This is a genomic window from Microbacterium sufflavum (assembly GCF_023101165.1).
GTDB lineage: Bacteria > Actinomycetota > Actinomycetes > Actinomycetales > Microbacteriaceae > Microbacterium > Microbacterium sufflavum.
Map to the genome: position 1 here is coordinate 3,551,053 of NZ_CP078076.1, position 22,867 is coordinate 3,573,919.

Here is a 22,867-nt window from a genome sequence, read left to right on the forward strand (position 1 = left end):
CTCAGAAGTCCCAGTCGTCGTCTTCCGTGGCCTCGGCCTTGCCGATGACGTACGAGGAGCCCGACCCCGAGAAGAAGTCGTGGTTCTCGTCCGCGTTCGGGGAGAGCGCCGACAGGATCGCGGGGTTCACGTTGGTGACCGTCGAGGGGAACATCGCCTCGTAGCCCAGGTTCATCAGGGCCTTGTTGGCGTTGTAGTGCAGGAACTTCTTGACGTCCTCGGTCAGGCCGACGCCGTCGTAGAGATCCTGCGTGTACTGCACCTCGTTGTCGTACAGCTCGTAGAGCAGCGAGAACGTGTAGTCCTTCAGCTCGTCCTTGCGCGCCTGGTCGAGCGTCTCGAGCCCGCGCTGGAACTTGTACCCGATGTAGTAGCCGTGCACGGCCTCGTCACGGATGATGAGGCGGATGAGGTCGGCGGTGTTGGTGAGCTTCGCCCGGCTCGACCAGTGCATCGGCAGGTAGAAGCCCGAGTAGAAGAGGAAGCTCTCCAACAGGGTCGAGGCGACCTTGCGCTTGAGCGGGTCGTCGCCGCGGTAGTAGTCCGTGACGATCTGCGCCTTCTTCTGCAGGTTCGGGTTCTCCACCGACCAGCGGAACGCCTCGTCGATCTCCTTCGTGGAGCACAGCGTCGAGAAGATCGACGAGTAGCTCTTCGCGTGCACCGACTCCATGAACGCGATGTTCGTGTAGACGGCCTCCTCGTGCGGAGTGATCGCATCGGGGATGAGCGACACGGCGCCGACGGTGCCCTGGATGGTGTCGAGCAGCGTCAGGCCGGTGAACACCCGCATCGTGAGCGTCTGCTCGTCGGGGGTGAGCGTGTTCCACGACTGGATGTCGTTCGACAGCGGCACCTTCTCGGGCAGCCAGAAGTTGTTCACCAGGCGGTTCCAGACCTCGAGGTCCTTGTCGTCCTGGATGCGGTTCCAGTTGATCGCCTGCACGCTGTCGACCAGCTTGAGGGGTTCGTGCGGAGTCATTTCTCGTGTTCCTTGGGGTACGGAGGCCGGTCAGAGCATGCAGGAGACGCACTCGGTCATGTCGGTGCCCTCGAGTGCCAGCTGACGCAGGCGGATGTAGTAGATCGTCTTGATGCCCTTGCGCCACGCGTAGATCTGCGCCTTGTTGATGTCGCGCGTGGTGGCGGTGTCCTTGAAGAACAGCGTCAGCGACAGGCCCTGGTCGACGTGCTGCGTGGCCGCGGCGTACGTGTCGATGACCTTCTCGTAGCCGATCTCGTACGCGTCCTGGTAGTACTCCAGGTTGTCGTTCGTCATGAACGCCGCCGGGTAGTACACGCGACCGAGCTTGCCCTCCTTGCGGATCTCGATCTTCGACGCGATCGGGTGGATCGACGACGTGGAGTTGTTGATGTAGGAGATCGATCCCGTGGGCGGCACGGCCTGCAGGTTCTGGTTGTAGATGCCGTGCTCCTGGATCGACGCCTTCAGCGCGGCCCAGTCGTCCTGCGTGGGGATGTGCTTGCCGGCGAAGAGCTCCTTCACCTTCTCGGTCTCGGGGACCCAGGCGCGCTCGATGTACTTGTCGAAGAACTCCCCCGACGCGTAGGTCGAGTCCTCGAACCCGTCGAACGTGGTGCCGCGCTCGATGGCGAGGTTGTTCGACGCGCGCAGCGCGTGGAACAGCACCGTGTAGAAGTAGATGTTCGTGAAGTCGATGCCCTCCTCCGAACCGTAGAACACGTGCTCGCGGGCGAGGTACCCGTGCAGGTTCATCTGGCCGAGGCCGATCGCGTGGGAGCGGTCGTTGCCGTCTTCGATCGAGCGCACCGAGCCGATGTGACTCTGGTCGCTGACCGCGGTGAGCGCGCGGATCGCGGTCTCGACCGTCTGGCCGAGGTCGTCGGCGTCCATCGACAGCGCGATGTTCATCGAGCCGAGGTTGCACGAGATGTCCTTGCCGATGCTGTCGTACGACAGGTCGTCGTTGTACGTGGTCGGCGTGTTCACCTGCAGGATCTCGCTGCAGAGGTTGGACATGTTGATGCGCCCCTTGATGGGGTTGGCCTTGTTGACCGTGTCCTCGAACATGACGTACGGGTAGCCGGACTCGAACTGGATCTCGGCGACGGTCTGGAAGAACTCGCGGGCGTTGATCTTCGTCTTCTTGATGCGCGGGTCGTCGACCATCTCGCGGTACTTCTCGGTGACCGAGATGTCGCCGAACGGCACGCCGTAGACCTTCTCGACGTCGTACGGCGAGAACAGGTACATGTCCTCGTCGTTCTTGGCGAGCTCGAACGTGATGTCGGGCACGACCACGCCGAGCGACAGCGTCTTGATGCGGATCTTCTCGTCGGCGTTCTCGCGCTTGGTGTCGAGGAACCGCATGATGTCGGGGTGGTGCGCGTTGAGGTACACCGCGCCGGCGCCCTGACGCGCGCCGAGCTGGTTGGCGTAGCTGAAGCTGTCTTCGAGCAGCTTCATGACGGGGATGATGCCGGACGACTGGTTCTCGATCTGCTTGATCGGCGCACCGGCCTCGCGAATGTTCGACAGGAGCAGGGCGACGCCGCCGCCGCGCTTGGACAGCTGCAGCGCGGAGTTGATGCCGCGGGCGATCGACTCCATGTTGTCTTCGATGCGCAGCAGGAAGCAGCTGACGAGTTCGCCGCGCTGCGCCTTGCCCGCGTTGAGGAACGTGGGGGTGGCCGGCTGGAAGCGACCGGAGATGATCTCCTCGACCAGGTTGACCGCGAGCTTCTCGTCGCCGTCGGCCAGGGCGAGGGCCGTCATCACGACGCGGTCCTCGAAGCGCTCCAGGTAGCGCTTGCCGTCGAACGTCTTGAGCGTGTAGCTCGTGTAGTACTTGAACGCGCCGAGGAACGTCTCGAAGCGGAACTTCTTGGAGTAGGCCAGGTCGTTGAGCTTCTGCACGAAGTCGAACGAGTACTTCTCGATGACCGCGCCCTCGTAGTACTCCTTCTCCACGAGGTAGTCCAGGCGCTCACGGAGCGAGTGGAAGAAGACGGTGTTCTGGTTCACGTGCTGCAGGAAGTACTCCCGCGCGGCGCGCTTGTCGGCGTCGAACTGGATCTTGCCGTTCGCGTCGTACAGGTTGAGCATCGCGTTGAGGGCGTGATAGTCGAGCCCCTCGTATGCGGGGTTCACCTTGAAGGCCACCGTCTCGGTCACTGAAGTTCCCACCGTCGTTCCAATCCGTCGCTCACGCGATCCACGTCGTCCTGTGTGCCGAAGATCTCGAGCCGATACAAGTGAGGCACGTGGCACTTGCGGCTGATGATGTCGCCGGCGAGGCAGAACGCGTCGCCGAAGTTGGTGTTGCCCGCGGAGATCACTCCGCGGATGTGGCGCCGATTGCGCTCGTCGTTGAGGAACCGGATCACCTGTTTGGGCACCGCGCCCTTCTCGACGCCGCGCCCCGCACCCCCACCGTAAGTGGGGGTGACCAGCACGAAGGGCTCGTCGACGACGAGGTCTTCGTCCGTGCGGTGAAGGGGGATGCGTCGGGCGGGGAACCCGAGTTTCTCGATGAAGCGCGCGGTGTTACCCGACACGCTCGAGAAGTAGACCAGGAGCGGCGCTGCGGTCGCGACGGCGCTCATGGCCGATCACGCCAGGCGGGAGGCGAGCTCGTCGATCTTGTCGGGACGGAAGCCCGACCAGTGGTCCTCGTCGGTGACGACGACCGGCGCCTGCATGTAGCCGAGCGCCTTGACCTGCTCCAGGGCCGTCGGGTCCTCCGACAGGTCGTGGATCTCGTACTCGATGCCCTTGGCGTCGAGGGCGCGGTAGGTGGCGTTGCACTGAACGCAGGAAGGCTTGGTGTAGACCGTGATCGACATCTGATTCCCCTCGAATCTCTGGTTTCTCCGGCAGGCCCCCGCCGGGATCTCAATACTACATATGGGTGCGGACATTCGGAGTGACCACAAGGGGTAGTAGTTACATCCGTGTAGTTTTTCCACCGCTCTCCACTGATACAACACAGGTTCTCCACCGTTTCTTCCACAGGCGGAGGTGCGCTCGCCGCCCTCCCGAACCGCGTGAAATCGCGGCTGGGAAGACGCTGGGAGAGATCCATCCACAGGGGGCACCGTACGCCGGGCCTCGGACATCCGAATGCCTGTGGAATTCGCTCTTCGGCGTGTCGCGGGCGTGTCGCGGCGTGTCGTCCCCGACGCCGTCTCCGCAGCCCCCTCGCGGGCCGGTACCGTTGTCGGGTGGCGGGCTATCGGGATCTCCTTCGCACGCCGGGAGTCGGGCGCATGATCGCCGCCCAGCTCACCGCGCGGTTCCCCAACGGGATGATGTCTTTGGCGATCCTGCTGCACGTCGAACAGCAGACCGGCTCCTACGGATCGGCCGGTCTCGTGCTCGCCGCGACCAGCGTCGGGCAGGCCGTCGCCGGGCCGATCACCAGCCGCTGGATGGGCGCGTGGGGCATGCGTCGCGTGCTCACCCTCACCCTGACGGTGTGCGTACTCGCCGTGCTCGGCCTGGCCGTCCTCCCGCTCTCGGTGCCGGGATACATGGCGCTCGGCATGGTCGCCGGGCTCTCCACCCCTCCCGTGCAGGCCGCTGTGCGCACGATCTACCCCAAGCTCGTCAACGCCGGTCAGCTCACCCCGCTCTTCTCGCTCGACGCCTCGCTGCAGGAGATCATCTGGGTGCTCGCCCCCGTCGTCATCACCCTGGTCTCCACCCAGATCGGCACGACCGAAGGGCTGCTGCTGGTCGCGATCGTGCTCGTGGGCGGCGGCGCGTGGTTCATCCTCTCCCCCGAGGTGGGGCGCGTGCGCATCCCGCGCAGCCGCAACGCGCTCGGCACGGTCGTGCTCAAGCCCCCCGTGCTGCTGGCCACCGTGATCGGCTTCCTCCTGATCGGCGCCTGCTCGGCCGTGGAGGTCGGCGTCGTCGCGACATTCGAGCACGGCAGCCTCGCGGCGGGCCTCATCCTCGCGGTGTTCTCGGCGGGCAGCCTGGCCGGAGGCCTCGCGTTCGGCCACATCCCGATCGGCCCGTGGGCCATGGCCCGACGGCTCCTCATCGTCACGGTCGGGCTCGCGCTCACCATGGTCATGCTCAACGTCTTCTGGCTCGGGGGCACCCTGATCCTGGCGGGCATCGGCATCGCCCCCGCGCTCGCGGTCCTGTTCGCCATCACGACCGCGAGCGTCAAGTTCAGCGAGACAGCGGAGGCCTTCGGCTGGGCGGGAACCGGGCAGCTGATCGGCGCCGCCGCGGGGTCCGCCGTCGCGGGCTTCCTCGTCGACGTCGGCGACTGGCGCGGCGCCTACCTCGCCGCCACGATCTTCGCCGGCGTCGGCCTCCTGGTCTCCATCGTCTTCGTCCGCGCCTTCCCCGACCTGCGTCACCGCGACGCGAGCCCGCATCCCGACACCGAACCCCTGGCGGTCACCCCCTCATGAGCCTCCCCGTCCCCTCCCCCGCGCCCGAGATCGTCTGCGTCGGCGAGTCGATGGCCCTGATCACCCCCACCGGCGCACCGCTCGCGGACGCCGACACCGCGACCCTCACCCATGCCGGCGCGGAGGCCAACGTGGCCGTCGGCGTCGCCGCGGCCGGGCACCGCGCCGCCTGGGCCTCGCGCCTCGGCGACGACCCGCTGGGCGACCGTCTCGCCGGCGAGCTCGAGCGTCGCGGGGTCGAGCTGTGGGTCGAGCGCGACGGGGACGCGCCGACCGGGGTCATGTTCAAGGATCCCGGTGTCGAGTCATCCGCGGTCTACTACTACCGGCGCGGATCCGCGGCCTCCCGCATGGCTCCCGGTTTCCTCGACGCCGCCCGGCTCGAGGGCGTGCGCATCGTGCACACCACCGGCATCACCCCGGCGCTATCCGCCACCTGCCTGGCGATGGTCGATGCACTGTACGCCGACGCCCGCGCCGCGGGAGCCACCGTGTCGTTCGACGTGAACGACCGCCGCGCCCTGTGGAGCCCGGAGGACGCGGCCTCGACGCTCGCGCGACTCGCGGACGCCGCCGACATCGCCTTCGTCGGCCGCGACGAGGCGGAGCGCATCTGGGGCACCGCGACACCGGCCGCGATCCGGGCGCACCTCCCCCACTGCGCGCTGCTCGTGGTGAAGGACGGCGACGTGGGCGCGACCGCGTTCGCGCACGACGCCGAGCCCGTGTTCGTCCCGGCCCCCACGGTGGACGTGGTCGAGCCGGTGGGAGCCGGCGACGCGTTCGCCTCCGGCTTCCTCGCGGCGACGCTCGAGGGCGAGGACCTCGCCGCACGCCTGGCCGCCGGGCACGCCGCCGCCGCCCGGGTCCTGCGGATCGCGGCCGACCTGCCCCCGCTGACCCGCGTCGGCTGAGCCCCGCCGGGCCGACCGGTGCCGCGGCCGCGGTCGTAGGCTGGTGCCATGCCCGCACCCCTCACCCTGCCCCGACGGTCGTGGGGCGATCCCGCAGCCGCGCGCCGCATTCTCCTCGTGCACGGACTCGGCTCGTCGGGCGCCCTCATGTGGCGCCTGGGCGATGCCATCGCGGCGACCGGAGCGGCCGCGACCGCCGTCGACCTGCGCGGGCACGGTGACGCCCCCCGCTCCCTCGACTACACCGTCGACGCGTACGCCGCCGACCTCGCGGCGACGGCATCCGACGGCGGAGGACCGTGGGACGCGGTCGTCGGCCACTCGCTGGGCGGGGCGGCCGCGACGGTCGCCGCCGCCGGCTCGCCGGACTGGACGCGACGCCTCGTGCTGATCGACCCCGCCCTCCACGTCGAGGGACGCGACGCGGGCATCGTGCGGCGCAGCCAGGAACGGGCCTTCTCCGACAACCGGATCGAGGTCGTCCGGGAGGAGCACCCGCACTGGCACCCGCAGGATCACGAGTTGAAGATCGACGCCGTGCGGCGCGCGAGCGCCTGGGCCGTGGAGCAGACCAGCGCGCAGAACCAGCCGTGGGACGTACGCGCGCACGCCGCCCGTCTCACCGTCCCCACCCATGTCATCGGCGCCGATCCCGCCGTGTACAGCATCTTCGCGGGCGACCTCGCCGCCGAGGTGCTCGCCGGCAACCCGCGGATCACGATGTCGGTCGTGGCGGGCGCCGGGCACTCCCTTCATCGCGACCGGCCGGAGGAAGCGATCCGACAGCTCCTGGAGGCACTCGCATGACCGCGTTCGACCCGACCCGTTACCTCCCGGACGACCTCCTCGCCCGCATCCGCGAACGCGCGCCGATCCACGACCGCGAGAACACGTTCCCGCAGCAGGACCTCGACGAGCTCCGCGACGCCGGCTACCTGTCGATCCTGGTCCCGGTCGAGCGCGGCGGCGCCGGACTCGGGCTCGCCGAGGCCGCGATCCTTCAGCAGCGTCTTGCGGGCGCAGCCCCCGCCACGGCCCTCGCGATCAACATGCACCTGGTGTGGACCGGGGTCGCGAAGGTCTTCTCCGACCGGGGTGTTCCCGGGCTCGAGTTCGTGCAGGACGGCGCGGTCGCCGGCGAGGTGTTCGCGTTCGGCATCAGCGAGGGCGGCAACGACCTCGTGCTGTTCGGCAGCGACACGGCCGCGGTGCCCGACGCCGACGGGGGCTACGCGTTCACGGGCACCAAGATCTTCACCTCGCTCGCGCCCGTCTGGACCAGGCTCGGACTGCACGGCCTGGACACCACCAGCGCGGACGCCCCGAAGCTCGTGTTCGCGTTCGTCGAGCGGACCGACGCCGTCACCACCTCGGACGACTGGGACACGCTCGGCATGCGCGGCACCCAGAGCAGGACGACGCGGCTCGACCGCGCCGTCGCCGACGCGGCGCACGTGGTCCGGCGGATCGACCAGGGCCCGAGCGCCGACCCCATCGTCTTCGGCATCTTCTCGGTGTTCGAGATCCTGCTGGCCTCGGTGTACACCGGCATCGCCCGCCGTGCCCTCGAGCTCGCGGTCGCGACCGCGCAGACCCGTCGCTCCAAGAAGAGCGGTGCCGCCTACAGCCAGGACCCCGACATCCGTTGGCGCATCGCCGACATGGCGATCGCGTACGACGCGCTGCCGCCCCAGATCGCCGCGCTCGCGCGCGACGTGGACGAGCGCGTCGACCACGGGCCGCGCTGGTTCCCCGCCCTGTCCGGCCTCAAGCACCGTGCCGTGACGATGGCCAAGAGCGTGGTCGACGAGGCGATGCTGGTGGCGGGCGGCGGGTCCTACTTCTCTGGGAACGAGCTCTCCCGGCTGTACCGCGATGTGCTCGCCGGGATGTTCCATCCGTCCGACCCCGAGTCGGCGCACGCGACCGCGGCCAGCGCCTGGCTCGGACCCGTGGAGGCCTGACCGAACGCACGGATCGTGCAGGTCGGTCACTCAGATTCGACGGATCCGGTTGTCCATGACCGCCGTCAGTGCCAGGATCGCAGCATGGCATCGGCGAAGAAGAACTCCGCCCTCGACGCGATCTCCAAGACCATCATCGAACTGCTACAGGACGACGGGCGTCGCTCCTACTCCGACATCGGCCGCGTGGTGGGCCTCAGCGAGGCGGCGGTCCGCCAGCGCGTGCAGCGGCTCACCGAGACCGGCGTGATGCAGATCGTCGCGGTCACCGATCCGATGCAGCTCGGCTTCCACCGCCAGGCGATGATCGGCATCCGTGTGGCCGGGGACGCCCGGCACGTGGCGGAGGCGATCGCGGAGATCGACGCCGTCGACTACGTCGTCATCACGGTGGGCTCGTTCGACGTGATCGTCGAGGTCGTGTGCGAAGACGACGACCACCTGCTGGCCCTCGTGAACGACGTGATCCGTCCGATCGACGGCGTGCTGTCGACCGAGACGTTCATCTACGCGAAGCTGCAGAAGCAGCTCTACAACTGGGGGACCCGATGACCTCGCGCTCCGTGCCGTCCGCGTCCGCGCTGCAGTCCATGGCGAAGGATCACCTCTGGATGCACTTCACCCGCCAGTCGACCATGGCGGACTCCGGCGTGCCGATCATCGTCCGGGGCGACGGGCACCGCATCTGGGACGTCGAGGGCCGGGAGTACATCGACGGTCTGGCGGGACTGTTCGTGGTGAACGCGGGACACGGCAGGCGCCGGCTCGCCGAGGCCGCGGCAGCGCAGGCGTCCGAACTGGCGTTCTTCCCGCTGTGGTCGTACGCGCACCCCGCGGCGATCGAGCTCGCGGACCGGCTGGCGGACGAGGCGCCCGGCGACCTCAACCGCGTGTTCTTCTCCACGGGCGGTGGCGAGGCGGTGGAGACGGCCTTCAAGCTCGCGAAGCACTACTGGAAGCTGCAGGGGAAGCCCGCCAAGCACAAGGTGATCTCGCGTGCCGTCGCTTATCACGGCACCCCGCAGGGGGCCCTCGCGATCACGGGATCCCCGCCATGAAGGCGATGTTCGAGCCGGTCACACCCGGCGGGTTCCGCGTGCCCAACACCAACTTCTATCGTGCGGCCGAGATGGGCGCGCCCGCCGACGACCTCGAGGCGTTCGGGCGCTGGGCCGCCGACCGCATCGAGGAGATGATCCTGTTCGAGGGTGCGGACACCGTCGCGGCCGTGTTCCTCGAGCCGGTGCAGAACTCGGGCGGCTGCTTCCCCCCGCCGCCCGGCTACTTCGCCCGCGTGCGCGAGATCTGCGACCGACACGACGTGCTGCTGGTGTCAGACGAGGTGATCTGCGCGTTCGGACGGCTCGGGCACACCTTCGCCTGCACGGGGCTGGGGTATGTGCCCGACATGATCACGTGCGCCAAGGGCATGACCAGCGGCTACTCCCCCATCGGCGCCACGATCGTGAGCGACCGCGTGTACGAGCCGTTCGCGCAGGGCGATGTCTCCTTCCCGCACGGCTACACGTTCGGCGGCCACCCCGTGTCGGCCGCGGTGGCCCTGGAGAACCTCGCGATCTTCGACGAGGAAGGACTCAACGCGCACGTGCGGGAGAACTCGCCGGTGTTCCGCGCGGAGCTGGAGACACTGCTCGACCTCCCGCTCGTGGGCGACGTGCGCGGCGACGGGTACTTCTTCGGCATCGAGCTGGTGAAGGACACCGCCACGCGGGAGACGTTCGACGAGGAGGAGTCGGAGCGGCTGCTGCGCGGCTTCCTCTCGCCCGCGCTGTTCGAGGCCGGGCTGTACTGCCGGGCGGACGACCGCGGCGACCCGGTCATCCAGCTCGCCCCGCCGCTGACCGTCGGACCCGCGGAGTTCCGCGAGATCACGCAGATCCTGCGGGACGTGCTCACGCGGGCGCAGGCGGTGCTCTGAGCCACGCCGTGCGGCGTCAGGAACGTTCTCGGGCTCCGCGGGGCCGCGCCAGCAGCGCGATGTGCAGCGCCGCCAGCACCTCGCCGTCGTCGAGGTCGACGGCGAGCAGATCTGCGATGACCGCGAGCCGCTGGTAGAACACGGAGCGGGACAGGTGGCTCGCCGTCGCGGCCGCCGACCGGTTCCCCGGGTGGGCGACGAGCGCGGCGAGCACGTCGAGCAGATCCCCGCGGCGCTCCCGGTCGTAGCGGATCAGCGGCGCGAGCATGCGTTCGCCGTGCTCCTGCAGTCGGCGGTCATCGCCGAGCGCCGCCACCAGCTGCGCCAGCGGACGGTCGGCCACGCGGCGCACGGTGTCGGCGGCGTCCTCCGGGGCCCGGGCGGCGAGTTCCAGTGCAGCCCTGGTGGATGCGAGGAGGCCGGGTACGTCGTCGGCCGGCTGACCGATGACGACCGCGACCGCGGGGCCGGCGATGCGGCGCGCGGCGGCGTCGCTCAGACCTCCGGCTGGTGGGACGACGAGGAGCACGACCGCGTCGTCGCGTCGGGCGGCGAGCGCGGCCACCCCTTCCGCGGTCGCGCGGGCTCGGATACGGTCCGCCGCCTCGGACGTGCGCACGACCACGCCGCACGCCGCACGCCCGCCCACGTCGAACCCCAGTCGGGCGAGCCGTGCCGCGACATCGTCGACGCGCGCGAACCGCGACCCCAGTAGGTCGTCGATCAGCGTGCGATGCGCGAGCACCGTCCACTCCGCCGCTCCGTCTGCGAGGCATCCGAACGCGAGCGCGGTGGCCCCCAGCTCCAGGACCGTGAGCCGACCGGCCGGGTGCGGGGGCCCCACGAGTGCCGTGAGCGACCCCCAGCGCACACCCCTCGCCTGCACGGGAACCCGCTCGGACGCCCCGTCGGCGCCCAGCGCGAGCACCTCGGCGACCGGACGGGACAGCGCTTCGGTGGCGATCACCTCTCCCGCCAGGTTCTCCAGCACGACCGGCGCGTCGAGCGCGCGGGCCGTCTCGGTCACGATCACGTCCGCCGGGGCTCCCCGCAGGCTGAGGGCCGTGAACAGCTCGTGCAGTCGCTGCCGTTCGCGCAGGGCCGCCGTCTGCGCGTCGATCAGTGCGCGGTGCACGGCCTCCGTCACGGTGACGAACTTGACCTCTCCGGCCAGCGCGACCAGGGCGAGCGACGCCTCCGCGCACGCCTCGACCACGGCGTCCGGCACGCGCGGCATCCGGTCGCCGAGCTCCACCACGACCCCGGAGACGCCGACCGCGGCCAGCTCGCGCACGAGCGCGCGCAGCGAGCGGGCGTCGCGCGGCCAGGCGGCCGCCGTGGTCAGCAGCAGCTCTCCCCCGTCGAGCAATCGCGCGACCCCGGCACTGTCGGACGCGTGCACCCAGCGCACGCCCGCGTCCAGCGCCGCCCCGCCCACGAGCACGCGCGGCGCACCGTCCTGCACCACGGGGAGCGCGACCACGTCCGCCACGCGCAGCAGCGGCGATCCGTGTCGCTCCGGACGATCTGTCTCGGACGGGGAGAACTCCCGACGTTCTGACACTCCGCATCTCCTGCCCGCTCTGTGACCATGGACTCGCACCCAGCGTAGCGAGCGCCGGTCAGAGTGTCCGGCCGCGCATCACCCAGCGGAGGAACCGTGGACATCGTCCGACACATCATCGACGGCAGCGAGACCGCGGCGGCACGCCGCACCGCCCCCGTGTACGACCCCGCGACGGGCCGGATCACGAAGCAGGTGGCGCTCGCCGACGCCACGGAGGTCGAGGCCGCCGTCGCCGCCGCGGCCGCGGCGCTCCCCGCGTGGCGGGCCAGCAGCCTGATCAAGCGCGCCGACGTGTTCTTCCGGTTGCGGCAGCTGCTCGCCGACCGCACGTCCGAGCTCGCGGCGATCGTGACGTCCGAGCACGGCAAGGTGCTCTCCGATGCGGCGGGCGAGGTGTCGCGCGGCATCGAGAACGTCGAGTTCGCCGCCGGGCTCGTGCACCTGCTCAAGGGCGAGCGCAGCGAACAGGTCGCTCGCGGCGTGGACGTGCACTCCGTCAAGCAGCCGGTCGGTGTCGTGGCGGCCATCACCCCGTTCAACTTCCCGGTCATGGTGCCGCTGTGGATGGTCGCGTCCGCGATCGCGTGTGGCAACACGGTCGTGCTCAAGCCCAGCGAGAAGGACCCCTCCGCCGCGGTCTGGCTCGCGAAGCTGTTCCGGGAGGCCGGGCTCCCCGACGGCGTGCTCAACGTCGTGCACGGCGACCGGGAGGCCGTCGAGACCCTGCTCGACTCGCCCCGCGTGGATGCGGTGAGCTTCGTCGGCTCCACGCCCATCGCGCGCTCGATCTACCGGCGGGCGTCGGCCGCGGGCAAGCGGGTGCAGGCGCTCGGCGGCGCGAAGAACCACATGGTCGTGATGCCCGATGCCGACCTCGACGCCGCGGCCGACGCGGCCGTGTCCGCCGCCTACGGCTCCGCGGGTGAACGCTGTATGGCGGTGTCCGTGCTGGTCGCGGTCGGCGACGTGGCCGACGACCTGGTGGCCGCGGTCGCCGCACGCATCGGCGGACTCCGGATCGGCCCCGGCACCGACGCCGCGAGCGACATGGGACCGCTCATCACGCGCGAGCACCGTGACGCGGTCGCCTCGTACGTGCACGGTGCACCGGCGGAGGGCGCGACGGTCGTCGTCGACGGCACGCGGCAGGAGTTCGACTCCGACGGGTTCTTCCTCGGCGTGAGCCTGCTCGACCATGTGCGTCCCGGCATGGCCGCGTACGACCAGGAGATCTTCGGCCCGGTGCTGTCGGTCGTCCGTGTGGACACCTACGCCGACGCGGTCGCCCTCGTGAACGCCAACGCCTATGGCAACGGCACCGCGATCTTCACGCGCGACGGCGGCACCGCCCGCCAGTACGAGTTCGACGTCGAGGTCGGCATGGTGGGGGTGAACGTGCCGATCCCTGTACCGATCGGCGCGTACTCGTTCGGCGGATGGAAGGACTCGCTGTTCGGCGACTCCCACATCTACGGTCCCGAGTCCATCCACTTCTACACCCGCTCGAAGGTCGTCACGACCCGCTGGCCCGACCACACCCCCTCCCAGATCGACCTGGGCTTCCCGAGCAACCACTGACCACCGCGACCGGAAGGCACGACTTATGACCACCTACACCGATCGGCACGGCGCCACCCTTCCCCTGCCCGATGCGGCGGCCGACGCGCGCGTGCGTTCCGACGACCGCTCGCACGTCTTCCACTCCTGGAGCGCGCAGGCGGCGATCGATCCGCTGCCCGTCGCCGCGGGGCGCGGCTCCACGTTCTGGGACTACGACGGCAACGCCTACCTCGACTTCTCCAGCCAGCTGGTCAATCTGAACCTCGGTCACCAGCACCCCGACCTCGTGGCCGCCATCCAACAGCAGGCGGGGCGGCTCTCGACCATCCAGCCGGCCATGGCCAACGACGTCCGCGGCGAGCTCGCCCGGCTGATCTCCGAGGTGGCGCCCGACGGCTTCGAGAAGGTGTTCTTCACCAACGGCGGCGCCGAGGCGAACGAGTACGCGGTGCGCATGGCCCGCCAGTCCACCGGGCGCCGCAAGGTGCTGTCGATGTACCGCAGCTACCACGGCTCCACCTCGACCGCGATCTCGCTCACGGGCGACCCCCGCCGCTGGGCGAACGACACCGCCGACGCGGGAGCCGTGCGCTTCTTCGGCCCGTACCTGTACCGCTCCCCGTTCCACGCCGAGACGCCGGAGCAGGAGGCCGAGCGCGCCCTCGCCCACCTGGAGCAGACCATCCAGCTCGAGGGACCGCAGACGATCGCGGCGATCATCATCGAGACGGTCGTCGGCACGAACGGCGTGCTGGTGCCGCCGCCCGGCTACCTCCCGGGGGTGCGCGCGCTGTGCGACCGCTACGGCATCGTCTACATCGCCGACGAGGTGATGGTGGGGTTCGGGCGCCTGGGCGAGTGGTTCGGCATCGACGCGTTCGGCGCGCAGCCCGACCTCCTCACCTTCGCGAAGGGCGTGAACTCGGGCTACGTGCCCCTCGGCGGTGTCGTGATCTCCGACCGCATCGCCCGCGCGTTCGACACGATGCCGTTCGCGGGCGGGCTCACGTACTCCGGGCATCCGCTGGCGTGCGCGGCCGGCGTCGCGACGTTCGAGGTGTTCCGCCGGGACGGGATCCTGGAGCGCGTCCGCGACCTCGGCGAGCGCGTCGTCGAGCCGACCCTGCGCTCCTGGGTCGAACGGCACCCGTCCGTGGGCGAGGTGCGGGGGCGCGGGCTGTTCTGGGCGGTCGAGCTCGTGCGGGATGCGGAGACCAGGGAGCCGTTGGTGCCGTTCAACGCCGCGGGTGCCGACGCTGCGCCCATGGTCGCGTTCGCCACGGCCGCTCGACGCGCAGGGGTCTGGCCGTTCACGCACTTCAACCGCGTGCACGTCGCGCCGCCGCTGGTGATCGAGGAGGAGGAGCTGCGGCGCGGGCTGGGGGTGATCGACGAGGCACTGGCCGTGGCGGACGAGGTGGCCGCCGGCTGAGGAGCCGGGCGGCCGGCGAGGTTATTTGGAGTCGAAGTCGAACGCCTTGAGCAGTTCCAGGACGGCCTTGTCGCGCTCCTCGCCGCCCTCCTCGAACATGTGGGTCACGTGCGTGCGCAGGTGGTTCTCGAGCAGCAGCCGGTTGAGAGACTCGAGGGAGCGCTGGATCGCCCTGGACTGCGTGATGATGTCCATGCAGTACTCCTCGTTCTCGATCATCCGCGCGACGCCGCGCATCTGACCCTCGAGGATGCTGGTGCGATGCAGGGCGCGCTTCTTGATGTCTTCGATCACGTATCGAGGGTACTCGCCCCGTGAAAGGATGACGTCATGCCGCGAACACCCACGACGCTGCTCTCCCTCGCCGATCAGGAACGGCGGCGAGCGCTGCGGCGGATGAAGGCCGTCGCCCTCGGCGCCCTGCTGTTCATGGCCTTCGCGTTCGTGATCGCCTTCGCGTTCCAGGAGCGGGTCGGCTGGCTCTCCTACGTGCGCGCGGCGGCCGAGGGCGGCATGGTCGGCGCCCTCGCGGACTGGTTCGCGGTCACAGCGCTGTTCCGTCGCCCCCTGGGGCTGCCCATCCCGCACACCGCGATCATCCCGAACCGCAAGGACGAGATCGGCCGCACGCTCGGCGAGTTCGTGGAGACGAACTTCCTGGCCGCCGACGTCGTGCGCACGAAGCTGTCGACCACCGCGATCGCGCGCCGGGCCGGCGAGTGGCTGCGGGAGGCGCCCCGTGCGGAACGCGTCGCCGCGGAGGGCGCGACGATCGCGACGGCGGTGCTCAACGCCCTGAGCGACGACGACGTCCGTGACCTGCTCACGGATCTCGCCCGTGAGCACCTGGTGGCGCCGGAGTGGGGTCCGCCCGCCGGGGCCTGGCTGGAGAAGATCGTCGAGTCCGAGGCGCACCACGGCGCCGTCGACCTGGCGGCCGACAGCATCGAGCGCTGGCTGGAAGCCAACGCCACCTCGTTCACCGGGCTCGTGTCGCGACGCCTCCCCGGCTGGGTTCCGAAGCTCGCGCATCGGTTCGTCGACGACACGGTGTACAACGAGGCCCTCAAGTTCGTGCGCGCCGTGCAGGCGGATCCGCACCACCCGGCACGCCTGGCCGTCGACGGGTATCTGGCCCGGCTCGCCGACAACCTGCAGAACGACCCCGCGACCCGCGCGAAGCTCGAGAACGCGAAGGCCTCGCTGTTCGACAGCCCTCGGGTGGGAGCGCTGGCCGCCGAGGCCTGGAACACCGCGAAGAACGGGCTGCTCACCTCTCTCGCCGATCCGCAGAGCGGACTGCGGATCCGGGCGGTGCAGGCGCTGCAGGAGGTGGGCGAGCGGCTCACCACGGACGCCGCCCTGCAGCGTCGCGTCGACACCTGGGTGTCCGACGCCGCGGTCTTCCTGGTCGAGCGCTACCGTCACGACATCGCATCGATCATCACCGATACCGTCGAACGGTGGGACCCCGCCGAGACCACCGAGAAGATCGAGCTGATGGTTGGCAGGGACCTGCAGTACATCCGCTTGAACGGCACCGTGGTGGGCGCGCTCGCGGGCCTGGCCATCTTCACGCTCGCGCACGCCCTGATCCCGGGAGTCTGACATGGCGCTGTCCCACGACCCGCTCTGGCCCCGCGCCGGATCCTGGCCCGCGTTCGACGCCGCGGCCGATGCCGTCCTGCTGGGCGTGCCGACCTGGCGCACGTCGCTGTCGCCCACCGGAGCACACGCGACGCCCACGGCCATCCGCGAGGCACTCCCCCGCTACGGGACCGCGCTGATGGGTCCGCCGCCCCTCGACCTGAACGAGCTGCTGCGCATCGCGGACGCCGGCGACGTCGCCGAGCCGGACGGTGCCGAGGGTGAGTCGGAGGTGATCGCCCGCGTGCGAGAGCTCTCGGAGGCGGCGGAGCTCGTGGTCGCCCTCGGCGGAGACAACTCCCTGACGTATCCGGTCGCTCTCGGCGCGCGGGCCACGGGACTCATCACGTTCGATGCGCACTTCGACCTCCGCGACGGCGTGTCCAACGGCAGTCCGGTGCGGCGCCTGGTGCAGGACACCCCGGCGGCGTCGCTCCTGCCCACGACGCGGCTCGACCCCACCAGGATCGTGCAGATCGGCATCGCGGACTTCGCGAACTCGGTCGCCTACGCCCGGCGCGCGGCCGAGTGGGGCATCCGGGTGATCACGCTCGACGAGCTGCGGCGGCGCGGTGCCGCCGACGTGGTGGCCGAGGCACTGGAGGTCGCGGGAGCGGGCGACGACCCGCGCGTGCACCTCGACATCGACGTGGACGTGTGCGACCGCGCCGTCGCTCCCGGTTGCCCGGCGAGCGTCCCCGGTGGGCTGCAGGCGTGGGAGCTCCGCGCCCTCACGCGTGCCGTGGCGTCGGATCCGCGCGTCGTGAGCGCCGACCTCGCCGAGGTCGACGCGACAGCCGATGCCTCCGACGCCCGGACCGTGCGGCTCGCCGCCCTGTGCGTGCTGGAGTTGCTGACCGGACTCGCCCTCCGCCGATGAGGTTCGTGCCGGCGACCCGGACGCGGGTGGCGGACACGGCTTGCCGCTGAGCCGGAGCGCGGGCGATCAGCCGACCTCGACGCCGTCCTTCCAGACCCGGTGCACGAGCGGGACGCCGGGGCGGTAGGCCAGGTGCACGCGGCTCGGCGCCTCCAACAGCACCAGGTCCGCGCGTGCCCCCGGTGCGAGCGTGCCGATGTCGTCTCTGCGCAGGGCGCGGGCGCCGCCGGCCGTGGCCGCCCACACCGCTTCCGCCGGGGTCATGCCCATGTCGCGCACGGCCACGGCGATGCAGAACGGCATCGACGAAGTGAAGCTCGACCCCGGGTTGGTGTCGCACGCGAGCGCCACGGTCACCCCCGCATCGAGCAGTCGTCGCGCGTCCGGGTACGGCTGACGCGTCGAGAACTCCACCCCGGGCAGCAGGGTGAGCACGGTGTCGGATCCGGCGAGCGCCGCCACGTCCGCATCGGTCAGGTAGGTGCCGTGGTCGATCGACGCGGCACCGAGCTCGACCGCGAGCTGCACCCCCGCGCCGGGGCCGAGCTGGCTGGCGTGCACCCGCGCGCCCAGGCCCCGGGCGATGCCGGCCTCCAGCACGCGCCGCGACTGCGCGGTGGTGAAGGCGCCGGTCTCGCAGAACACGTCGATCCACCGGGAGAGCGGCGCACAGGCGTCGAGCATGGGACCCACCACCAGGTTCACGTACTCGTCGGCGCGATCCGCGTACTCCGGTGGCACGACGTGCGCTCCGAGGAACGTGACCTCGGGCGTGATCTCGGCGGCGAGCCGCACGAGCCGTTCCTCGTCCTCGACGCTCAGCCCGTACCCGCTCTTGATCTCGACGGTCGTGGTGCCCTGCGCGAGCATCTCGTCGCGGAACCGCCGCAGCCGCAGCCGCAGCTCGGCGTCCGTCGCCGCCCTGGTCGCGGCCACGGTGGAGCGGATGCCTCCGGCGGTGTACGGGCGCCCCGCCATGCGGGCCTCGAACTCGGCGGCGCGGTCGCCCGCGAACACGAGGTGGCTGTGGCTGTCGACGAACCCGGGGATCACGGCACGTCCGGCAGCGTCCACGACCTCGAGGTCCGCCAGCCCGGCGGTGCGCGCCGCGGCATCGCCAGCGGGGCCGGTCCAGACGACGCGCCCCTCGTCGAGGAGCACAGCTGCGTCGACGGCGGTACCGCAGGGATCGCGGTCGCTCACGACGTTCGTGGTGAGTTCGCCGATGCGGGTGATGAGCGTGGGCATGCGGTCTCCTGGGTCCGGGCGGGTCAGAGCATCGGGATCGTCAGGCCGCGCTCGCGCGCCACCTCGCGAGCGTGCTCGTACCCGGCGTCCACGTGCCGCATCACGCCCGTCCCCGGGTCGTTCGTCAGCACACGCGCGAGCTTCTCGGCCGCGAGGTCCGTGCCGTCCGCGACGGTCACCTGGCCCGCGTGGATCGAGCGCCCGATGCCGACGCCGCCGCCGTGGTGGAGCGACACCCAGGAGGCGCCCGAGGCCGTGTTGAGCAGCGCGTTGAGCAGCGGCCAGTCGGCGATCGCGTCTGAGCCGTCCTTCATCGCCTCGGTCTCGCGGTACGGCGACGCCACCGACCCGGCGTCGAGGTGATCACGACCGATCACGATCGGCGCGGACAGCTCCCCCGAGGCCACCATCTCGTTGAACTTCAGCCCGGCGAGGTGCCGTTCCTGGTAACCGAGCCAGCAGATGCGTGCCGGGAGGCCCTCGAACTGCACGGAGGACCCGGCCTTGTCCAGCCAACGACGGAGGGCGGTGTCCTGCGGGAACAGCTCGGCGATCGCGCGGTCGGTCTTCGCGATGTCGGCGGGGTCGCCGGAGAGCGCAACCCAGCGGAAGGGCCCTCGACCCTCCTCGAACTGGGGACGGATGTAGGCGGGTACGAAGCCGGGGAACGCGAACGCGCGGTCGAAACCGCCGAGCTCGGCTTCCGCGCGGAGGGAGTTGCCGTAGTCGAACACGGCCGCCCCGTCGTCGAGGAACCCGACCATCGCCTCGACGTGCGCCGCCATCGACGCCCGCGACCGTCGGGTGAACTCCTCCGGGTCCCGCGCGGCTTCTGCTCGCCAGTCCGCCACGGATACGCCGACGGGCAGGTAGGCGAGCGGGTCATGCGCGCTGGTCTGATCCGTCACGATGTCGATGGGCACTCCGCGGCGCCGCAGCTCGGGGAAGATCTCGGCGGCGTTGCCGACCACGCCCACGGAGCGCGCCTGTCCTGCGTCCTTCGCGGCGACCGCTCGGGCGACGGCGGCGTCGAGGTCGTGCGTGTACTCGTCGAGGTAGCCATGTTCGACGCGACGCGCGAGCCGGGTCTCGTCCACGTCGACGATCAGCACGGCTCCCTCGTTCAGCGTCACGGCGAGGGGCTGCGCGCCCCCCATGCCCCCGGCGCCGGCGGTCAGCGTGAGAGTGCCGCGCAACGAATCGCGTCCGAGCGAGCGGGCGACGGCCGCGAACGTCTCATACGTCCCCTGCAGGATCCCCTGCGTGCCGATGTAGATCCATGACCCCGCCGTCATCTGCCCGTACATGGTGAGCCCGAGCTCCTCCAGCCGACGGAACTCGGGCCACGTGGCCCAGTCGCCCACGAGGTTCGAGTTCGCGATGAGCACGCGGGGCGCCCACTCGTGCGTGCGGAACACGCCGACCGGCTTGCCCGACTGCACGAGCAGGGTCTCGTCGGGCTCGATCTCGTCGAGCGTGCGGACGATCGCCTCGTATGCGGCCCAGCTGCGCGCCGCGCGGCCCGTCCCGCCGTAGACCACGAGCTCTTCGGGGTGCTCGGCGACCTCGGGGTCGAGGTTGTTCATGAGCATGCGCTTGGCGGCTTCCGCGCCCCAGCTCTTGGCGGTGCGGGTGTTCCCTCGCGGTGCGCGGACGGTGCGGCTCTTTGGTTCGACGGTGTCACTCATGCATGTGCTCCTTTGCGATGCGGGCGACCTGGCCCGACTGGACGAGTGCGGTCACGGCTTCCATATCCGGCGAGAGGTAGTGGTCGGGGCCCGGACCGGCGGCGACGGTCCGCACGAGGTCGCGGACGGCGCCGGTCGCGGCTCCGGCCTCAAGGGGCGCGCGCAGATCGAGGGCTCGCGCAGCCGTGAGGATCTCGATCGCGAGCACGCGCGACAGTCCATCGATCGCACGGCGCAGCTTGCGGGCGGCCGCCCAGCCCATCGAGACATGGTCCTCCTGCATCGCCGACGACGGGATCGAGTCGACCGAGGCGGGCACGGCCAGGCGCTTGAGCTCGGAGACGATGCCCGCCGCGGCGTACTGGGCGATCATGAGGCCCGAGTCCACGCCCACCTCCGCGGCCAGGAAGGGCGGCAGTCCGTGGCTGCGCGCGGGGTCGAGCGCGCGATCGGTGCGGCGCTCCGACACCGAGGCGACGTCGGCGACCGATATGGCCAGGAAGTCCAGCACGGCGGCGACGGGTGCGCCGTGGAAGTTGCCGTTGGACTCGATGCGGCCGTCGAGGGTGATGACAGGGTTGTCGATCACGCTGGAGAGCTCACGCAGCGCGATCGTCTCGGCGTGCGCGACCGTGTCCCGGGCGGCCCCGTGCACCTGCGGAGAGCACCGGAGGGAGTAGGCGTCCTGCACACGTCCGTCCTCCGGCCCCTTGTGGCTGGCCACCATGGGCGAGTCGGCGAGCAGCGCGCGAAGGTGTGCCGCGGAGATCGACTGTCCCGCCTGCGGACGCAGCGCCATCAGGTCCGCAGCGAAGACGGCGTCGGTACCGAGCTGCGATTCGATCGACATCGCCGCGGCCACGTCAGCCGTGAGAAGAAGTGTGTCGAGGTCGTGCAGGGCCAGCGCCAGCATGCCGAGCATGCCGTCCGTGCCGTTGATCAGCGCGAGGCCTTCCTTCTCGACCAGTGTCAGCGGAGCGATCGCCGCGGCAGCCAGGGCGTCGGCGGCGGGGACGAGAGTCCCCTGCGCGTCGCGCACGTCCCCCTCCCCCATGGTCGCGAGCGCGATGTGGGCGAGGGGCGCCAGATCGCCGGAGCAGCCGAGGGAGCCGTACTCGCGCACGACCGGTGTGATGCCGGCGTTGAGGAGCGCCGCGTACGTCTCCACCACCGTGGGCCGCACCCCGGTGCGACCGGAGGCGAGGGTCTGCAGGCGCAGCAGCTGCAGTCCGCGGACCACCTCGCGCTCGACCTCCGGACCGGTACCGGCGGCGTGCGAGCGGATCAGACTCGCCTGCAGCTGCAGACGACGCTCGGGCGCGATGAACGTCGTGGCCAGCGCGCCGAAGCCGGTCGACACTCCGTAGTGCGGGTGCGGATCCGACGCGAGCCCGTCGATCACACGACGGGTCTCGGCCACCCGCTCCAGGGCATCGGTGGGAACGATGACGGGTGCTCCGTGACGAGCCACGCGGACGACATCCGCGAGAGACACGGGACCGCGACCGACGACGACGGGGGTGGAAGAGCTCATGGATCCGATTCCACACCCGACGGCGCCGTCGCGCGGTGTCTTCGTGAAATCCTGTGTCTGTGATCCCAGACAGCAGCGAGCGCGCCGTGGCCGGTACGAGCGTGCCGGCCGCCGACCAGACGCTGCGGATCCTGAGCCACCTGGCCACCCGTCCGGCGCCGGTCGCGGCGTCGGCGATCGCGCGGGAGCTCGGGCTTCCGCGGTCCACCGTCTATCACCTGCTGAACACGCTGGCCGCCCGGGGCTTCGTGATCCACCTTCGCGACGACCAGCGGTGGGCCCTCGGCACCGCCGCGTTCGAGCTCGCGGGCGGGTATGCCCGACAGCAACCGCTCGCCCGTCTCGGCCGGCCGATCGTCGCGGCGCTCTCCGACCGCCTGGGAGCGAGTGCGCACCTCGCCGTGATGAGCGGCAGTGACGTGCTGTACATCGTGGAAGAACGTGCAGCCCGGCGCCCGGCCCTGGTCACCGATGTCGGCGTGCGCCTCCCCGCTCATCTCACGGCGACGGGCCGTGCCATGCTCGCCGCGCTGCCCCGTGAACAGATCAGGGCGCTGTATCCCGGGCCCTCGGCGTTTCCGGACCGGACGGGTCGCGGTCCTCGTCGGCCGTCGGAGCTGCGCGAGCTGCTGCGGCAGGTGAGGGAGCGCGGGTACGCCACGGAGGACGGCGAGGTCGCCGACGGCCTGCGGTCCGTCGGTGCCGTCGTCGCGGATCGCACAGGATGGCCCGTCGCTGCGGTGGCGGTCACCTGGGCCGGCGACAGCCGAGACGCACCGCAGGACGGCCGCGACGCAGCACTGGCCACGGAGGTCCGCGAGGCTGCAGCGCTTCTCGAGGCCCGCACGACGCGTTGAGGCCGTGCCCTGCGCGCGCAGGTTCGGCGGCGCGGCCCGTTAACGCAAGGCGGCGCGGCCCGTTAACGCAAGAAGGCCACCCAGCATTGGGTGGCCTTCTTGACTAAAAGGAGTCCGGCGGTGTCCTACTCTCCCACAGGGTCCCCCCTGCAGTACCATCGGCGCTGTGAGGCTTAGCTTCCGGGTTCGGAATGTGACCGGGCGTTTCCCTCACGCTATGGC

The 22,867-nt window shown here is 70.6% G+C and carries 19 protein-coding genes, 1 rRNA gene and 1 pseudogene; 11 read left to right on the forward strand and 10 right to left on the reverse strand.

Annotation, left to right across the window (positions count from 1 at the left end; genetic code table 11):
* Position 1 precedes the first annotated feature (1 nt).
* The 4 genes from nrdF to nrdH are packed head-to-tail and all read right to left on the reverse strand — an operon-like array spanning position 2 to position 3,828.
* Positions 2 to 982 carry a class 1b ribonucleoside-diphosphate reductase subunit beta gene (nrdF, locus tag KV394_RS17245; protein ID WP_136031130.1) on the reverse strand — a complete coding sequence of 327 codons (981 nt, stop codon included), beginning with the start codon at positions 980 to 982 and terminating at the stop codon, positions 2 to 4.
* 30 nt (positions 983 to 1,012) lie between these two features.
* On the reverse strand, positions 1,013 to 3,157 hold the full coding sequence (gene nrdE, locus KV394_RS17250) for a class 1b ribonucleoside-diphosphate reductase subunit alpha (protein ID WP_282187130.1): 2,145 nt from the start codon (positions 3,155 to 3,157) through the stop codon (positions 1,013 to 1,015).
* Complete coding sequence (gene nrdI / locus KV394_RS17255; protein ID WP_136031133.1) at positions 3,154 to 3,588, reverse strand: class Ib ribonucleoside-diphosphate reductase assembly flavoprotein NrdI; 435 nt, start codon at positions 3,586 to 3,588, stop codon at positions 3,154 to 3,156. The genes nrdE and nrdI overlap by 4 nt, the downstream gene beginning before the upstream one ends.
* A 6-nt stretch (positions 3,589 to 3,594) precedes the next feature.
* Positions 3,595 to 3,828, reverse strand: coding sequence for a glutaredoxin-like protein NrdH (gene nrdH / locus KV394_RS17260; protein ID WP_017202656.1), 234 nt, complete (start codon positions 3,826 to 3,828; stop codon positions 3,595 to 3,597).
* 423 nt (positions 3,829 to 4,251) lie between these two features.
* On the opposite strand from nrdH, the gene KV394_RS17265 reads away from it, so the two are divergent.
* The 6 genes and pseudogenes from KV394_RS17265 (at position 4,252) to KV394_RS17290 (ending at position 10,232) form a co-directional block, all read left to right on the forward strand.
* Positions 4,252 to 5,415 (forward strand): MFS transporter, encoded by a 1,164-nt coding sequence (locus KV394_RS17265; RefSeq protein WP_136031136.1) that lies wholly within the window; start codon positions 4,252 to 4,254, stop codon positions 5,413 to 5,415.
* On the forward strand, positions 5,412 to 6,329 hold the full coding sequence (locus KV394_RS17270) for a sugar kinase (protein ID WP_136031138.1): 918 nt from the start codon (positions 5,412 to 5,414) through the stop codon (positions 6,327 to 6,329). Before KV394_RS17265 ends, KV394_RS17270 begins: the two co-directional genes overlap by 4 nt.
* A 48-nt stretch (positions 6,330 to 6,377) precedes the next feature.
* Positions 6,378 to 7,136, forward strand: a complete 759-nt coding sequence (locus KV394_RS17275) for an alpha/beta fold hydrolase (RefSeq protein WP_247981997.1) — start codon at positions 6,378 to 6,380, stop codon at positions 7,134 to 7,136.
* Positions 7,133 to 8,293, forward strand: a complete 1,161-nt coding sequence (locus KV394_RS17280; protein WP_136031142.1) for an acyl-CoA dehydrogenase family protein — start codon at positions 7,133 to 7,135, stop codon at positions 8,291 to 8,293. Before KV394_RS17275 ends, KV394_RS17280 begins: the two co-directional genes overlap by 4 nt.
* Positions 8,294 to 8,377: 84 nt before the next feature.
* Complete coding sequence (locus KV394_RS17285) at positions 8,378 to 8,845, forward strand: Lrp/AsnC family transcriptional regulator (protein WP_247981998.1); 468 nt, start codon at positions 8,378 to 8,380, stop codon at positions 8,843 to 8,845.
* Positions 8,842 to 10,232, forward strand: a pseudogene (locus KV394_RS17290) (aspartate aminotransferase family protein). The gene KV394_RS17285 and the pseudogene KV394_RS17290 overlap by 4 nt, the downstream one beginning before the upstream one ends.
* Before the next feature lie 16 nt (positions 10,233 to 10,248).
* On the opposite strand, the gene KV394_RS17295 reads toward KV394_RS17290, so the two are convergent.
* Entirely contained in the window at positions 10,249 to 11,796 is a 1,548-nt protein-coding gene (locus KV394_RS17295) for a PucR family transcriptional regulator (protein ID WP_247981999.1), read from the reverse strand.
* A 96-nt stretch (positions 11,797 to 11,892) separates the two neighbouring features.
* Between KV394_RS17295 and KV394_RS17300 the strand changes: the two genes are divergently transcribed.
* Together KV394_RS17300 and KV394_RS17305 are read left to right on the forward strand one after the other, a co-directional pair.
* Entirely contained in the window at positions 11,893 to 13,377 is a 1,485-nt protein-coding gene (locus KV394_RS17300; RefSeq protein WP_247982000.1) for a CoA-acylating methylmalonate-semialdehyde dehydrogenase, read from the forward strand.
* Positions 13,378 to 13,402: 25 nt separating this feature from the next.
* Positions 13,403 to 14,791, forward strand: coding sequence for an aspartate aminotransferase family protein (locus tag KV394_RS17305; RefSeq protein ID WP_136044907.1), 1,389 nt, complete (start codon positions 13,403 to 13,405; stop codon positions 14,789 to 14,791).
* Between the two features lie 21 nt (positions 14,792 to 14,812).
* On the opposite strand, the gene KV394_RS17310 is transcribed toward KV394_RS17305, so the two are convergent.
* On the reverse strand, positions 14,813 to 15,085 hold the full coding sequence (locus tag KV394_RS17310) for a metal-sensitive transcriptional regulator (protein WP_045255889.1): 273 nt from the start codon (positions 15,083 to 15,085) through the stop codon (positions 14,813 to 14,815).
* Positions 15,086 to 15,121: 36 nt separating this feature from the next.
* Here KV394_RS17310 and KV394_RS17315 point away from each other — a divergent pair, with 36 nt between their 5' ends.
* Both KV394_RS17315 and KV394_RS17320 read left to right on the forward strand, forming a co-directional pair.
* On the forward strand, positions 15,122 to 16,399 hold the full coding sequence (locus KV394_RS17315; protein ID WP_247982001.1) for a DUF445 domain-containing protein: 1,278 nt from the start codon (positions 15,122 to 15,124) through the stop codon (positions 16,397 to 16,399).
* A gap of 1 nt (position 16,400) precedes the next feature.
* Complete coding sequence (locus KV394_RS17320; RefSeq protein ID WP_247982002.1) at positions 16,401 to 17,318, forward strand: agmatinase family protein; 918 nt, start codon at positions 16,401 to 16,403, stop codon at positions 17,316 to 17,318.
* Between the two features lie 66 nt (positions 17,319 to 17,384).
* Here KV394_RS17320 and hutI read toward each other — a convergent pair whose 3' ends face one another.
* The 3 genes from hutI to hutH are packed head-to-tail and all read right to left on the reverse strand — an operon-like array spanning position 17,385 to position 21,788.
* Positions 17,385 to 18,566 (reverse strand): imidazolonepropionase, encoded by a 1,182-nt coding sequence (hutI, locus tag KV394_RS17325; protein WP_247982003.1) that lies wholly within the window; start codon positions 18,564 to 18,566, stop codon positions 17,385 to 17,387.
* Positions 18,567 to 18,589: 23 nt separating this feature from the next.
* Positions 18,590 to 20,254 (reverse strand): urocanate hydratase, encoded by a 1,665-nt coding sequence (hutU, locus tag KV394_RS17330; RefSeq protein WP_136035668.1) that lies wholly within the window; start codon positions 20,252 to 20,254, stop codon positions 18,590 to 18,592.
* Entirely contained in the window at positions 20,247 to 21,788 is a 1,542-nt protein-coding gene (gene hutH, locus KV394_RS17335) for a histidine ammonia-lyase (protein WP_247982004.1), read from the reverse strand. Before hutH ends, hutU begins: the two co-directional genes overlap by 8 nt.
* Positions 21,789 to 21,841: 53 nt before the next feature.
* Between hutH and KV394_RS17340 the strand changes: the two genes are divergently transcribed.
* Entirely contained in the window at positions 21,842 to 22,645 is an 804-nt protein-coding gene (locus KV394_RS17340) for an IclR family transcriptional regulator (protein ID WP_247982005.1), read from the forward strand.
* 112 nt (positions 22,646 to 22,757) lie between these two features.
* Here KV394_RS17340 and rrf read toward each other — a convergent pair.
* Positions 22,758 to 22,867: ribosomal RNA gene (gene rrf / locus KV394_RS17345) — 5S ribosomal RNA — on the reverse strand.